General features: G+C 50.3%; 12 protein-coding genes. 3 read left to right on the top strand and 9 right to left on the bottom strand.

Features of this window, described 5'->3' with window-relative positions:
* Window positions 1-9 precede the first annotated feature (9 nt).
* Window positions 10-2,340 (bottom strand): endonuclease MutS2, encoded by a 2,331-nt coding sequence (locus tag AC04MQ_RS12320; RefSeq protein WP_475392192.1) that lies wholly within the window; start codon window positions 2,338-2,340, stop codon window positions 10-12.
* Window positions 2,318-3,928, bottom strand: coding sequence for an apolipoprotein N-acyltransferase (gene lnt / locus AC04MQ_RS12315; protein WP_235046283.1), 1,611 nt, complete (start codon window positions 3,926-3,928; stop codon window positions 2,318-2,320). The genes AC04MQ_RS12320 and lnt overlap by 23 nt, the downstream gene beginning before the upstream one ends.
* 33 nt (window positions 3,929-3,961) lie before the next feature.
* On the opposite strand from lnt, the gene AC04MQ_RS12310 reads away from it, so the two are divergent.
* Window positions 3,962-4,783 (top strand): hypothetical protein, encoded by an 822-nt coding sequence (locus tag AC04MQ_RS12310; RefSeq protein WP_041577267.1) that lies wholly within the window; start codon window positions 3,962-3,964, stop codon window positions 4,781-4,783.
* A 141-nt stretch (window positions 4,784-4,924) separates the two neighbouring features.
* Here the strand turns inward: AC04MQ_RS12310 and AC04MQ_RS12305 are convergent, their stop codons facing one another.
* From AC04MQ_RS12305 to AC04MQ_RS12295, 3 genes are all read right to left on the bottom strand, one after another.
* Complete coding sequence (locus AC04MQ_RS12305) at window positions 4,925-5,500, bottom strand: hypothetical protein (RefSeq protein ID WP_041577269.1); 576 nt, start codon at window positions 5,498-5,500, stop codon at window positions 4,925-4,927.
* A 65-nt stretch (window positions 5,501-5,565) separates the two neighbouring features.
* Window positions 5,566-6,138, bottom strand: a complete 573-nt coding sequence (locus tag AC04MQ_RS12300) for a hypothetical protein (protein ID WP_015090427.1) — start codon at window positions 6,136-6,138, stop codon at window positions 5,566-5,568.
* A 278-nt stretch (window positions 6,139-6,416) separates the two neighbouring features.
* Window positions 6,417-7,793 (bottom strand): S8 family peptidase, encoded by a 1,377-nt coding sequence (locus AC04MQ_RS12295; RefSeq protein WP_235046284.1) that lies wholly within the window; start codon window positions 7,791-7,793, stop codon window positions 6,417-6,419.
* 175 nt (window positions 7,794-7,968) lie between these two features.
* Between AC04MQ_RS12295 and AC04MQ_RS12290 the strand changes: the two genes are divergently transcribed.
* The gene (locus AC04MQ_RS12290; protein ID WP_015090429.1) at window positions 7,969-8,478 is read left to right on the top strand and encodes a hypothetical protein; all 510 of its coding nucleotides are present in this window, start codon (window positions 7,969-7,971) and stop codon (window positions 8,476-8,478) included.
* Window positions 8,479-8,516: 38 nt separating this feature from the next.
* Window positions 8,517-9,062, top strand: coding sequence for a GNAT family N-acetyltransferase (locus AC04MQ_RS12285; protein WP_051026279.1), 546 nt, complete (start codon window positions 8,517-8,519; stop codon window positions 9,060-9,062).
* A gap of 42 nt (window positions 9,063-9,104) precedes the next feature.
* On the opposite strand, the gene AC04MQ_RS12280 is transcribed toward AC04MQ_RS12285, so the two are convergent.
* The 4 genes from AC04MQ_RS12280 to clpS form a co-directional block, all read right to left on the bottom strand.
* A complete protein-coding gene (locus tag AC04MQ_RS12280; protein WP_148278742.1) occupies window positions 9,105-11,267 on the bottom strand; it encodes a lytic transglycosylase domain-containing protein in 2,163 nt (720 codons plus the stop codon).
* Window positions 11,268-11,365: 98 nt separating this feature from the next.
* A complete protein-coding gene (gene htpX, locus AC04MQ_RS12275; protein WP_041577271.1) occupies window positions 11,366-12,262 on the bottom strand; it encodes a protease HtpX in 897 nt (298 codons plus the stop codon).
* 61 nt (window positions 12,263-12,323) lie between these two features.
* A complete protein-coding gene (gene clpA, locus AC04MQ_RS12270) occupies window positions 12,324-14,654 on the bottom strand; it encodes an ATP-dependent Clp protease ATP-binding subunit ClpA (RefSeq protein WP_015090432.1) in 2,331 nt (776 codons plus the stop codon).
* Window positions 14,651-14,995, bottom strand: a complete 345-nt coding sequence (gene clpS, locus AC04MQ_RS12265) for an ATP-dependent Clp protease adapter ClpS (RefSeq protein WP_011163787.1) — start codon at window positions 14,993-14,995, stop codon at window positions 14,651-14,653. The genes clpA and clpS overlap by 4 nt, the downstream gene beginning before the upstream one ends.
* Between the last annotated feature and the right edge of the window lie 215 nt (window positions 14,996-15,210).

Genomic DNA, 15,210 nt, shown 5'->3' with positions numbered 1-15,210 from the left:
AAAAGGTCCTTATGCTTCGCCGATTTCAACCCACGTGATGCCGTCGCCGCCACCTTCTGGTGAACCTGCCTTCCATTTTTTTACGTAAATGGAACGGGACAGGTACGTGCGCACAGCTTTCTTCAAGGCTTCGGTGCCGTGACCGTGGATGATCTTAATACGATCTTCGCGGGCCTGAGCGGCTTTGTCCAATGCCAATTCAAGTTCCTGCAAGGCATCCTCGACCGTGCGACCGCGCAGATCCAGCGTGCGATCATCGTCAGCCAAAGCCACGGTGATGTTGGAACTTTGACGGATCAGCTGGGACGTCGGATTGGACGGTTTACCCGCAGGCTTCAGGATAGTCCATGGCAGTTGCAAGCGCACAGAGCCTGACAAAATCATGACCTCGCCCTTGGAATTTGGCGTGCTCTGAATAATGCCGTCCTGATTTAAGGTCGGCACATACACTTTGGATCCCGGTGGGAACTTCTTGCCAAATTCTTCGGCGGTTTCCGGGGCGCCTGGTTGCGTGATCGGTTTTGCTTTTACGATCTCTGGCAGTTTGTATTTGATCTCCTGCAAAGCGGTGTGACGTTTGAAGGTCTCATCGGCTTTGGCGTGGGCAATGGCTTCTTCTACTTTGCGTTCGGCTTTTTTCACCGTGCGCTGCAACCATTCGTCCTTGTCCTTGTTGAATTGCTCAAGCATGCCTTCATACTTGCGCTTCATCTCGGTGGCTTTCTTGGTTTCTTTTTTCAGGTGGTCCTGCAAAAGATTGATGTCAGCCTTCAGTTGTTCGATCTGTTCAAGACCTTCCAGACGCGCCCGCGTGGCTGGAGCCAGCACATCCAAAGCGCGCTGAACGATGGTCTGCGCAACGCCCACGCGTTTCGCGGTCTGAATCGCCATGGAATCACCGGGGATACCCGCCAGGAATGAATAAGTCGGGCGGCCGGTTTTCGGGTCGTATTCCAGGCTTCCGTTGTAAACACGGCTTTGCTCGTCCCAGCCGGATTTCAACGGCCCCAAGTGGGACGTGATCACGGCAAAGACGTCGTTGTTAGAGAACTCTTCGATGAAGGCGCGACCCAGGGCGCTGCCTTCTTCCGGATCGGTGGATCCGCAGATTTCATCAATCAGAATCAGGTTGTCGCGGCCTTTGACAGACGCGGCTTTGCCTAAAATTTTCAAGTGTGCCGCAAACGTGGAAAGCTCTTCATCCACACTTTGCGCATCCCCGATGCCGATCAGAACATTTTTAAAGAACGGCAGTTTGGAGGTTTCGCTGGCACAAATTGGCAGACCACAGCGGGCCATTTGCGCCGCCAGACCGATGGATTTCAATAGCACGGTTTTACCGCCGGCATTGGGACCACTTAAAAGCAAAATACTTTTGTGACCTTCTAGCAGCACCGTATTGGCGATCACTTTTTTGCCAGACAGTTGCAGCAGCGGATGGCGAACTTCGATCAGCTCCATGCTGTCATCAGAAAACTCAATCGGGTGGGCTTCCACCTGATTGGCAAACTGGGCTTGGGCAAAACGCACGTCGGCGTCTTTCATCAGCACTTGCGAGCTTTCAATGTCCAAAGACTTGGAAGACAGATAACGGGAAAGTTCCGTCAAAAGTCTTTCGATCTCGTCTTCAATTTCCACCTCGATCTGGCGCAGGCGGTTGTTGGACGGGATTACTTTTTCCGGTTCAATGAACACGGTCTGCTTGGTTTGTGAAGACCCGTGGATCACGCCCGGCAGGTGGTGCTGCATGCCGCTTCGAACCGGCAAAACCCAGCGACCGTCGCGGGTGGTGACGTACTTGTCCTGAAGCACGTTTTCCATCTGATGATCTTTCACCAGACGATCCAAAGTGCTTTGCACTTCGCGCGCCAGACGTTCTTTTTCGCGGAAAAGTCGGAACAGGGTTTCGCTGGCGTCAGATCTGATGTCTCCGCTTGGGGTCAGAATCTGGTCAATGGCGGATACGGGTTCCTCGGCCTTCATCAGGCTTTGGTGAATTCGCTGGGCCCAGTCGTTTTGCACCGGGTGCAGGGCTTCTTTCAAAGCCAGCGCTTCCAAACAGAAGCTTCTGACGTCTTTCATTTCCAAAGTTTTTAGGACCGCATTTTTTTTCAGGCGCAGAATCCAGGTCGAATAAAGATCCAGACTGGTCATGAACGGGCGGATGCCTTGGTTTAAGACTTCCGTGGCGTTGTTGATTTCCTGAAAGCTTGCGTGAGCCTCTTGCGGAGTTTTTAGCGGCTCCGTCTGCATGATGGCTTCACGACCCATGTCACTGGTGGCGTGGGATTTGATTTTTTCTAGAATTTCTATCCAGTCAAGAACGACGAGATCTTGCATTAAGGGCTCCTCGGCCAATCACTGCTCCCAGCACAAGCAAAATAACAATCCAGTCCCAATGACCCCATTGGACAAAGAAAGTAAGGGGAGCGTTTTTAAGATACTTTATCACGAACTGTCCGCTCCATTCTTCATGGAGTGGTGATTTTTGTAGAACGTCACCGTTTGCCAAAACAGCGGTGCTGACCCCGGTGTTAGTTGAACGCACCAAAGGACGGCGCACTTCAATCGCACGAGCCAGAGTCATGTACAGGTGCTGTTGCGGCTCAAAGGTTTTTCCAAACCAAGAGTCGTTGGTCACGTTCACCAGAATATCAGCGCCTTTTTCAGCAAGGCCGCGGGTGAAGGACGGGTAAAGGCCTTCATAGCAGATCTGCCCACCCCAGCGAATTGAACCTTGTGCAGTTTCCCACTTCATCACTTCCGGGCCATGGCCGCGGCCGAAGTTTGAAACAAACGGCAAAAGCTTCAGCAGGAACGGGAACTGCTCGCTCAGTGGCAGATATTCGCCAAACGCCAAAAGCTCGGTCTTGCGGTAAGGTTTGTCCAGATTGTTACCCAGTGGATCCACCAGGAAAAGGGCGTTGTAAGTGGACGTGTCTTGTTTTTCATCGGCCTTGGGATCTTTGGAATAAGCGCCGGTAATCAATGGACGGCCCAGCGGCTGCAGCCCTGAAATCAGGATCTGTGCGTGTTTGCGGTCCAAAAGATGCTGATCCAGATAATCCGGGAAAGCCGTTTCCGGCCAGATCAGGATGTCGGTTTGCGGGTGCTTTTGCATAGCAGCAAAAGACAGATCCAGGAACTTGCGGGTGATGACTTCCTGATAGGCGCGGCCCTGTTCCGCATAGATCTTTTCCAGATTGCCGATGTTGGCCTGAACCACGGTGGCCTTGGTTTCGCCGTCAAACTTGTTCCAGGCTTTGCCGTGCCAGAAGCCCCAGCCCACCAAAGCAGCAAAAGTCAGCGCCAGCAGTGACAGGTGACTTAAGGCTTTTTTGACAAAGCTTTGTTTCAGCCACACGTAACCCATCCAGGCGTTAAAAAGCAATACCACAGCGGAAAGCCCGTGGAAGCCGACCAGATCCGCCAGATGATATATCGGAATTTTCGACCAGATCAGAGTGTAGCCAAGATGCCACTCAAAGATCACCGGCCAGGTTCGCTCCAAAAGTGCATGCAAAAGAGCGATCGTAAACAGCGTCTGTCCGCCGGAAAGCTTGAATCTAAGGCGCAGCCAGGTTCCCGCGGCCACGGCCACCGGGATATACAAATGCATAAACGCACAAAAAAGCAGCAGCGCCAGATAGGACACAGCCCACGGAAGCTGACCGAATTCATGCGCAGTGTAGGCAATCCAATGAAAGCCGATCAAGGTCAGAATGAATTGTGTGATCCATCCGGCCCAGAAAGATTTCTTCACCGACGAGGATTCTTCGGTCACGTAAATCCACAGAGGCGTGTAGCAGAAGATCAACGCCCAAGGAGGAAACGGAATGTAACTTGTGCCGACGAGAATTCCGGAGAGAATCGCCCAACGAAAATCGTAGGCTTTATGCTTGAAAAATTGAAACCATCTCTTCATCATGGTATTAGTAACATAAAGAGTGAGTGAGTCCACGTGAAATTGAAGATCAGATGCCCATCATGCGCGAAATTGTACGAGGTTGAAAACGACGACATCCAGACGGAGTCGCCGCTGTTTCAGTGCATTTCCTGCGAGGGCAGATTTAGTTTCGAATATCCTCCTCAGGATCCGGCGAATGTGATCTGTTTTGCAGTTTCTCTTGAAGCTGAAGAGGCATCACCTGTCGAATCCGCTCCAGAATTGGAGAAAAGCGAGCTCGTTCTTGCTGCTAAGCGACAAGATGACATGGCGATGGAGCCGGGTGCTCAAGAGATGAAGGGCTGCCCGAAGTGTGGGGCTTTGAACGGTCGTCGTGCGAAAGAGTGTTACTCTTGCCATGTGATCTTTGAAAAGCTGGAAGGCCTGCCAAAGGACCCTTCCCTGAAAGCTCAGCCAAGCCTTGTGCGCAAGTGGAAGAACCTGGTTGAAAACTTCGACAACGAAGAGCTTCATGACGAGTTCATCCGTTCCTGTCATGAGCTGGATGCTTTGCGCTTTGCTATTTTGAAGTACGAAGATCTAAAGACCGCGCAAGGCGGGGATCCACAGTGCGATCAGATGATCGCGCGTATCAATTCTTTGATGATGGTGGGTTTGAGCCAAAAGCCGACGGCGAAAGATGCTGGCGTGAAGCCAAAATGGAACAAGTACATGTACTGGGGTCCGTTTGGTCTGAGCGCACTTTTGATTTTGTTGGGCATGATCAATCTTGGTCACCGCAACCTGATTGGGGTGGGCGTGGCGCTGGCGTGTATGGCGGCCGGCCTCATTGTAATGATTAAGGGAAAGATTTCCGCATCCGATTTCTTAGACTGAAACCGTTGAAAAAGGCCCATCTGACTTCGTTGGCGGGCCTTTCGCTTCTCTTCGACGTGCTTGAAGCACGCCTCCGTTTCGCGAAAAACCCTTCGCCTTGCATCTGAACCTTTTTGAACGGTTTTTGTTATAAAGATCGTTCTACAAGCAGTAGTTGTTTTCGTTGAAGTAACGGCGACACATTGATGTGCCGTTTTGGCAGTCGGACGGCATGTTGGATGTGTAGCTGCCGTTTCTGGAGCAGTTTTTTGTGCCGCCGTCTTTGATTTCGGCGATGAATTCCCCAGAGGCTGTCACTTTGCCGTTGGATGTGATTTTGTATCTGACAGTGTTTGTGCCCGGATCCAGAAGCGGGCGTTGTAGTAAGGTTGCGATCCACAGATTGATGGATTTCTTGCTTTGGCCTTTGGCGCTGTCGTAATCAACAGTTTTAGTTCTTTGAGAACCATCCTGGTGCAGGGCTGTCAGTGTGACCGAGTCACCTTTAACTCCCGCAGGGCCAACGAAGAAGTCATATTCCCCGGCTGTTAGAATCTCTTCGCGGCAGACGAAGGAACCATAAGAAGGTCCTCCGGGATTGGAGCCATTGCCGAAGCAGTGGACGACGATTCGGCCTTGAGCAAGAACAGCTGTTTTTTGATTTCCGTTTTTGAAGCCGACTTCGGCGTGGGCAGACAGACCTAGCAAGAAAATGAATACTGAAAATACCGATTTCATAAAGTTCCCCCTGTGCAATCAAGTCTGGCACGATCCAGACTTGAAATGCAAGGCAGGAGAGACTTTTACGGCACAGGGCAGAGATTGTCTTTTTGGCAGTGGATGATTCTGTCGCGCAACTGGGTCATTTCATCCAAGTTGTGCTCAAGCTCTACATCAAAGCCCACGGCCTTTCCGCCTTTTTGCGATACAGAGATGAAATCACGCACATATTGGAATTTGTCATAAGCGTACTTTTCACCAGTGGAAGTGTTGATGAACTCCAAAGGTGCGCCGGATCCCAAATGAGTCAGGAAGCGTTTGCGCTGTTGTTTGGCTTTGGTCAGGCCGTTCTTCAGGTTGCTGTAACATTTTACTTCGCCCACCATCGCAACTTTTTGCGTATTGTGATCCATCAAAACCATGTCCAGTTCGCCCACGGTGCGACCTTTCAGGTTGTAGGCAATTCCCACGATCACTTCGTATTGGGGCGCAGGGTATTTTTCAGAAAACTCAGCACGAGCGACCTCTTCGCAAACCGCACCGGGGTCACGATAGTGGCGGGCCTGATTGCGGATTTTTTCGAAAGTTCCATCCAGGTCCGCAAAGGCAGAGACTGAGGAAAGAAGAAGAACAGCTAAAATAACAAATTTATTCATGGAATGCCCCCGAATGGCGGGGAGTGTGCCACAAGGTAGGGGCTTTTCCCAGCAGCGCAAGACCCCTGGGAAAAACCGACAGGTCTGTCAAGATTCTAGACAGCGGCAGAAGGGCTGGCTTGTGTTTAATTCTTTCTATTGCCGTTTTAAGATCAACGCACTCCGCCCTCGTAGCGAGGGCGGAGTGCGTTAGTTGAGCAGTTCGTTTTGACCTATTTTTTTGGATAAAAAAAAGAGCCTTTGCGGCTCTTCTTTTTTAACAGATGGGAAGGTTTGTATTAGAAGCCTTCGTTCTCTTGTTTTGTACCGAGTTTGCTTGGGCGAACTTTGGTGCCCATGGCATCGATCAGAGACCGGCCAAAGTGGCTCATCTCTTTGGCGGTGGCGTCAACGCCGTCTTCCGCCGCGCGGGAATTCTTGTCGTTAGGGTCCCCACTGAAACTTTTCATATTCGCCGTATTCACGGCAATCACACCTGTGGCGCCCACACCCTGATCCAAGATGGTCAGTGCTTTGTACAGATTCAACTGACGGGAGGTGCGGGTTTTGGAAGCCAGCTGAGACTGGGCATCACCTGTTGCCAGGATGTATTTTTTCACATCGCCCGCCATAAAGGACTGCTTGTGGGCCATCACCAGGGCGGCGGCACCGGTTACAAACGCCGTGGCTTGGGAAGTCCCGGTCATATAACCGTAAGAGTTCCCCGGTAGACAGGACAGAATGTTCTGGCCCGGAGCCGCGATATCCACGGTCTCGACACCATAGTTGGAAGACGCCAGGACTTGCGTGCTTGGGTCAATCGCGGTGACCGAGATAATATTGCTCAGTTTATAATCGGCCGGGTAGTAGTGATGCTGATCCGAGTTCGATCTTTCATTCCCCGCAGCCGCGACAAAAAGGATGCCCTTTTTCTCGGCTTCGGCGATGGCATCATGTTCTTCCTGTGAAAATTCGGTACCACCACCGGAATAGTTGATGATGTGGGCGCCCATTTTCACCGCATAGCGAATGGAGGCGACAGTGTTTTTCAAGTTGTCTGTGCCTGGAACCTTTGGGTCATAGTATTTCAGAATCATCAGGCTGACTTCCGGAGCAATACCAGTGATGCCTTTGCCGTTTCCAGCTTCTGCACCAATAATACCGGCGATATGCGTGCCGTGTCCGTGGTTGTCATCCAGTTTTGGATTGTTGGAAACAAAGTTCCAGCCATAGACGTCATCGACGAAGCCATTGCCGTCATCGTCGATGCCATTGGTGGCTTTGTCGCGGCCCTTGGAATCTTTGCCGGTTTCGCCAGGGTTGCGCCAAAGGTTGCTGGCCAAGTCTTCGTGTTTGATGTCGATGCCGGTGTCGATCACGGCAATCACGATATCACGACTGCCTTTGGTGACGGACCACGCGCGGGCCGCATCGGATTTTTTCAAACCCCAGGCCTGACTGATTGCGGGGTCGTTGAAAAGAGCACTGGGTTCATCGATGACTTTGTCAGTCTGGGAAGTGATGAAGGATTTTTCCAAGGCACGCGTACTGTCTTTTTTGGAGCTTTGAGAACGGGAAGGGGAATGTTCTTCAGAGGAATACAGGTATAGACCCAGTCCACCAAAAAACACCAAACCGGAACAGCCAGCTGCAACAATCATCTTGCGAGAAAACATGAAGTATTCCCCTTTCTCCACAAACACTTATCGGAATTTAAAGGGCTAGCATAAGCACGAAAGGGTTTGATCTCATCTTGAGACAGTCGGTCGGGCCAGTGTAGGCATACATTATATAGATACTGCCGGAATGGTTTAAACTAAAGCCTGGAGGCCCTTAACCGAAGAGAAGAACATGAAAAAGTTTAGAATGTTTCTGACCTTCAGCGCTTTGTTCCTGATCTCGTGCAACCAGACCGTGGGATCGGGCGAATTGGATTTGGGAAGCCTGAGCGAAGACGCCACCTTCCACAATCAAACCGAAACCGGTACTGACACCGGCAGCGAATTTCATTACGTTAAAATGGATCTGAAAGCCAACGGCGACTTTGAACAAACCGAGGCCTTGTTTGACCAGGCCGGTGTCGGCACAAGTTGCGTGATTAAAGGCACTTGGGCCATAGAGCCGGGCGCCGTGGATTCCGAAGTCGGCAACGAACTGGTTGTCACAGTGACTGAGCTGAATGGCGGGGCGGTGACGCTGGAAAAGCGTTACGATCTGCGCGAGCTGAGCTATCAGAGTCTGAAATACAAATGGAATGAAAATTCCGACCTGTTGGATTTGACTAATACCATCTACGCAGACTATCCCGAATACACAGCAGCCCAAGCCGGTCTTGTGGCCAACACATTCTGCAATCGCTAAGTAATTATCAATCTACGATCCTAAGACGGGCGGCACAGATGTTTTCAAAAGACCTTGGGGATGGCTTTTCGGTGAAAGAGGTTTCTGCGGCGGAGCTAAACGCCTGCTTGGATCAGCACTTTGCTTCGGTCTATTCGAACAGGCATGACTCGGGTGCGGTGCCTTTTGATGATCCCCACGCGCAGGTGAAAATAGATGAGCGTCGCAAGTCGGATCAGAGGTACAGACTTCGCTTGGCTGTTTTCTTTGAGGGAAGTATCGTGGGGTGGCATTATGGTCACGCGACTGATGCTGAAACCTATTATATGCAAAATTCAGCGGTGCTGTCATCCTTCCGGGGTAAGGGTCTTTATTCTCAACTCCTGACATGCACGCTTGATAAGCTTCGCGAGGAGGGGTTTCAGGTTATTACAAGCATTCATCACCCCAACAATCCGTCAGTCCTGATTCCGAAATTAAAGGCGGGATTCATCGTAACGGGAATGCAATTTCATGAGCGATTTCGTTCATTGATAGAACTGAAATACATTTTTAGTCCGGAACGCCGAAAGCTGTTTTGTCGGAGCTTGGGATTGGATATCTAAATAAAAAAAAGCCACCTTGTTGGGGGGCTTTTTTATTTTAAGCTATTTGGAAAGCTTCAGCAGTTCTTCCGGGAACAGCGAGCCTTTGTCCTGATGAAGCAGTCTTTGATAGAAGACGTAATTTCGCATCGTCAGTTTGATATAAGACCTTGTCTCTTCGTACGGGACCTCTTCAATAAATTCGACAGAATCATCACGGTAGCGGGTTTTTAGCCAGCCGCGGATCGCACTGTCATTGGCGTTGTAGCCGGACACTGCCAGAATGTACTGATCCTTATATTTGCGCATAAGGTTTTTTAATTCAAAAGCGCCCAGCGGGACGTTGATTTCAGGCTTGTACAGATCAAGAGCTTCTCCATAAGGCAGGCCGTTTTGTTTCGCCAGTTGCTTGGCTACGCTTGGCAGAAGCTGCATCAAACCGAAAGCGTCGACAGGACTGCGTGCTTCCGGATTGAATGCGGATTCTTGGCGGATGATCGAGAAAATAAATTCCTGCGGCACGCCACTTTTCTTTGAAGCTGTAGCTATGATATCGCCGTAGGCTTGAGGGAACAGCAGATCCGGGTGGTCGTTCAAAAGACGATCCTTCACCTGCGGTTCCAAGGCCCCTATGGCCGAGAACAAAGGCAGGTAAAGGCCTGAGCGGGCATAGCCTGAAGATACCGCAAGCCAGGTCTTTTCAGCAGTGACATTACGTTTTTTAAGATCATCCACGGCGATGTTCAGGATCTTTTCCGCAAAGGGCTTTTCGTTCACCGCAATCAGCCATTCGGTTGTCATGCGTGTTTGCACATCCAGTTCTTCAATCGAAAACAGGCTTAAACCCTGCAACTCGTTCACATCCACTTTTAGTGGGGGGAATTCCCAACCCAGTTCGCGGTAAGCCAAGACACCATAGTAACCCAGCGGATCTTCTTTGATCAGGGTTTGCAGTTCGACTTGGGCTTCCGGGGCTTGATCAAGCTTCTTCAGCGTTCGAGCCAGCCAGAAACGGGCGCGCGCCTTGTCGGAAGAATCCTTCACCAGGTCCTTCATTTGCTCAAGACTGCTTTTGGCCTCAGGCCATTGGGAAAGTTTGTAGTAGTTCCAGGATTTCAGCCACGCAATCTTGTCGCGTAATCCAGCAAAGCTGACGGGCTGCTGATAGCTGGCTTCGAAATATTCCAGGGCTTTTTTGAAATCACCTTTTTCTTCGTCGATGCGGCCCAGGATGAAGTAAACCTCATCCATCGGGTAGGACCCACGAAGCAGGCGGTGAGTTTCATTCAATACTTTCACCGCACGCGATGTTTGATCCTCCGTCCACAGGGTTTTTGCAAACAGCACTTGAGAATCATGGAAGCGAGCAATCGAACGGCGGTCTTTTTTGTTTTTCTGGAACTGAGTTTTGGACCAGTTTACAACATCCGCCGTCGCGTTGATGTATTCTGTGCGACGCTGGGCCACCTTGTAGGTTTGGCGGATGTTTTTCAAAGCCTGAAACTGTTCGTCTGCCGTGGCTTCTTTGGACGCTAGAATTTTTTTGTAGGTCGCAAGAGCCTGATCAAATTCACGGTGGAAACGATAATCCGAAGCTACTGCACTGAGATCCTTGTAAGCCGGCAGCGGGTTCAGGCGCGGAGAGTTTTTATATAATTGTGTCTGAATGCTTTGAATGTCCTCTTTTAATTCGAGCTTTTGCGCGATCAAAAGGGCTTTCATGTAGTATTCTTCTTTTTTCTTTTTATTGCTTTCCGCGCGGGCTTTTTCAATGTACGCCGGCAGATCATCCTGAAGTTCTTCGGAAGCCAAAGCCTGTTTCAGTTTGATGTCGATATAAAGCTCGCGGTACCACGGCGCCACGTTTGCGGGAAGTTCTGCCAGGGTGTTAATGCGTTCACAGGACTCGTAGGCACGTAGCAAAGCCAGATCATGCAAGGGGAATTCCGGAATCAAAGAAAGGCGCGTGAAGCCGGCGCAGGCCTGTTGGGGCTGTTTTTCTTTTTTGGCCATGGAAACGGTGTAGGTCTTCCACCACAGAATGTTGTTTTCGTTGGAACCAACTTCCAGTTTTTCCAGGTCTGAAACAGGAGCAGATCTCCATTTAGCCATAAAGTTCGGCAATGGCGGAGTCAGACGCTTGTCGATACGGGAATCAAAACGCGAGGTGGTCGCGCAACCAAGAATCACAGAGAAGAATGTCAGGGCTAGTACTATACGAGGCATACGAAAAGGGTATGCGCATTCAGAGGAAGAAACAACCCCGCAGGGCGGAAAGCCATTCTAAAGTTGGCCTTCCGCTGCAGGCGGTCTTGCTGGTCGTCTTAGAAGCGACCGCGCTGAAGAGCTTCGATACGAACTTCCAGCGGAGGGTGAGTCATGAACAATTTGGCGATTCCACCTTTGTCGCGGTTGGAAATCATCAAAGTGGCAGTCTGACCTTCTTCCGGTGGAATTGGCAGATCATACACAGAACGCAGTTTTTGCAAAGCTGCAACCATGCTGTCGCGGGAAGAATACTTCGCGCCCCCGGCATCCGCACGGAACTCACGTTTGCGAGAGTAGTAATTCACCACGATGGAGCCCAGCATAGTGAAGGCAATATCACCCAGGATCGTCACGGCAAAACGAACGATCTCGCGGTACTTCTCATCCACGTTGGCAGCCACAAGGCCCGCCAGGATACGGGAGAAGAACATCGCAAAGGCATTCACGATACCCTGGATCAGAGTCATGGTCACCATGTCACCGTTGGCGATGTGGGCCACTTCGTGGGCCAGAACGCCGTCGATTTCTTTTTCATTCATTCTTTGCAGAAGGCCTGTGGAAACCGCAACCAAAGAGTTCTTTTTGGAAGGACCTGTCGCAAAAGCGTTGATGTCCACGGATTCGTAGATACCAACCTCTGGCATTTTAGGGAGTTGAGCGCGTCTTGCGAACTCATGAACCTTGTTAACCAGATTGCGAAGTTCCGGATTTGGATTGTTGGCGTCGATGATTTTCACGCCATGGAACATCTTCGCCATCCACTTGGACATCAGCAAAGAAATGAACGCGCCACCCATACCCCAAACGGCACAGAAAGCCATCAGGAACGGAATATAGGAATTCAATCCCGCCATACCCAGGAAGCGGCTGACGATAGACCAAACAATCCCGATCGTGACGATCACAAGGACGTTCGTTAGAACAAATAGACCAATACGTTTCAAAAATGCCATTTATGCACTCCTTCTAGAGTCATCACTAATAATGATAACTCTAAAAGGAATGTCAATGCCATCACGTTGTGACAGGTTGTTTTTGATTTTTTTGACCGCTGCCGCCAGTAGGGGTGGTGCTAAAATGGAACTTGAGCAAATCCTTTTCTAGTTCAACACTTACGCGTCCACCGTCAACAAGACGGCCGAAAAGAAGTTCGTCCACCAAGGCTTTCTTCAGATTTTCGTCCACGCAACGAGCCAAAGGACGCGCTCCGTAAACCTTGTCATAGCCCTTTTTCATTAGCCACTTAATGACATCTTGAGAAACGTTCAGTTCCACTTTTTTCTCAAGCAAAGTCATCTTCAGTTCGTCCACAAATTTCTGAGTGATACGGATGACCATATCTTCAGACAGATCGCGGAAGGCCACCACGGCATCCAAACGGTTGATGAATTCTGGTGCAAACGCTTTTTTGATCGCATCCATCGACAAAGACCCGCGGTTTTCATCGATCAACCCAATCGTGCCACGGGAAGTTTCAAGCGCGCCGGCGTTGGAAGTCATCACCAATACCACGTTTTTGAAATCAGCCACGCGACCATTGCTGTCGGTCAAACGACCCGCATCCATCACTTGCAACAAAATGTTGGTGATGTCCGGATGCGCTTTTTCGATTTCGTCCAGCAACAGAACGCAGTAAGGATGCTTGTTCACGGCTTCCGTCAACAAACCACCTTCTTCATAACCCACGTATCCCGGAGGCGCGCCGACCATACGGGCGACGGCGTGTTTTTCCATGTATTCGCTCATGTCAAAGCGTTCAAAGTGAACACCCATGATCGTCGCCAGCTGTCGACAGACTTCGGTTTTACCGACACCCGTAGGGCCTGTGAACAGGAAGCTTCCGATCGGCTTGTTCGGACGACCCAGGCCGCTGCGCGCGTACTTGATGTTCGCGACCAGGCGGTCAATGGCTTCGTCCTGACCAAAGATAAGGGCTTTTAGTTTTTTATCCAGATCACGCAACTGCGTTTTTTCACTGGAAGAAATGCTTGCCACCGGAAGACCGGTCATTTTGGCAATGACTTCTTCGATTTCAGGGACGCCGATTTTGATGTCTTCCGCATTTTCGTATTTCAGGCGGAAGTACGCCCCAGCTTCGTCCAAAACGTCGATGGCTTTATCTGGAAGCAGTTTTCCGTGAATATGTTTCTGGGAAAGTTCCACAGAGGCCTGAATGGCTTCATCCGAATAAGAAACCTGATGGAATTCTTCATAGGATTTGCGCAGGCCTTTCAGGATTTTCACGCAGTCTTCTTTAGACGGTTCGTGAATGTCGATTTTTTGGAAGCGACGGTTCAGCGCACGGTCCTTTTCAAAGTACTGGCGGTATTCCGTGTGGGTGGTGGAGCCAATGCAGCTGATATCCCCACTGGCTAAAGCGGGCTTCAATAGATTGGAAGCATCCATCGAACCGCCACTGGTCGCGCCGGCACCCACGATGGTGTGGATTTCGTCGATGAACAAGATGGCGTTGGGGTGTTTTTCGATTTCTTTCACGACGGCTTTCAGGCGTCCTTCAAAGTCACCGCGGAATTTGGTTCCCGCAAGCAGGCCGCCCAGATCCAAAGAGTAAATAACGGCATTTTTCAGCTTTTCAGGAACCTGGTTTTGCACGATTTTTTGCGCCAAACCTTCCGCGATCGCGGTTTTGCCCACACCGGGTTCGCCGATCAAAAGCGGATTGTTTTTCGTGCGACGGCAAAGGACCTGAATGGTTCTTTCAATGACGTCTTCACGGCCAATCAAAGGATCTAACTTTCCTTGTTTGGCGCGTTCGTTCAGGTTCACGCAGAAACTTTCAAGCGGGGAGCCACGGGTTTCATCCATGCCCTCGGCCTGATATTCGCCTGAACGTGGAGCCGAAGCCGGTGGGATCTCGTGATCTTTGCCGTCTTTGGTGATCCCGTGCGAGATAAAGTTGATGATGTCAAACTGGGTCAGGCCCTGTCTGGCCAGAGCGAAGGCTGCGTGGGAATCTTGTTCATAGAACAAAGACACCAGCAGGCTGCCTTCAGAGATCTGATTGCGTCCGGCGCTTTTCATTTGGATAGCCGCACGCTGAATCAGTCGGTGGCAGGCGAGGGTGAACTCAGGGGTCCAGGATTCAAAACCTCCATAGGATCCCAATTGTTCATCGGTGATTTGCGGGATGCCGACCTTCAGGTGATCTCGTAAATCCTGTTTTAGTTTCTGCACATTGACTGCGCAGGCTTCCAGGATTTCCACCATGACCGGGGATTCGGACAGAATCAGAAGTATATGTTCCAGAGTCACAAATTCGTGTCGGTTGCGTTTGGCGAGTTCAGTGGCTTCGGCGAGCTTGCGCTCAAGTTCTCGGCTCATCATGCTTCCTCCTCCAGTGTGCTCTTTAGGGGGTACTGATTGAGTTGCGCGAATTGGTTGACCTGCATCACCTTCATCTCGGCAATCTCAAGGCTGAAGACCCCTGCGACACCTGCACCCTTCTTATGAACATCTAACATTATTTCAGTGGCTTGCTCTTCTGTTTTCGCAAAAAAGCGACGCAATACAAGGACGACAAAGTCCATGGGCGTATAGTCATCGTTAAGTAGGATCACCTTATACATCTTCGGAGTGTCCAGTTTTGGGACAAGCTGGACGCCCGCTTCCCCCTCGGGAGATGCAAAAGGATAGTTGCTGTTGCTGTCTTTTTTATTGTTACCCATGTGTTTATTCTACCTTATGACTCAATTTGAGCACTCTTTCGTATCTGGCAAGTCTAGCAGAGGGAAAAAAGCTGGTAATAGGTCGAGAGTGCTATGTGTCCCTTACATAATAAACATGAAACAAATTAGACCGTCTTATTCGAGACAGGACCTTGCAATACTAATTCACTTTTGACACACTTATGTGGGTAAACAGTTAGTAAAAGAACCATGGA

It is taken from the genome of Bdellovibrio sp. MYbb2 (assembly GCF_056175685.1).
The sequence above is the reverse complement of the archived record's forward strand: the minus strand, read 5'-3'. Positions and strand labels throughout refer to the sequence as shown.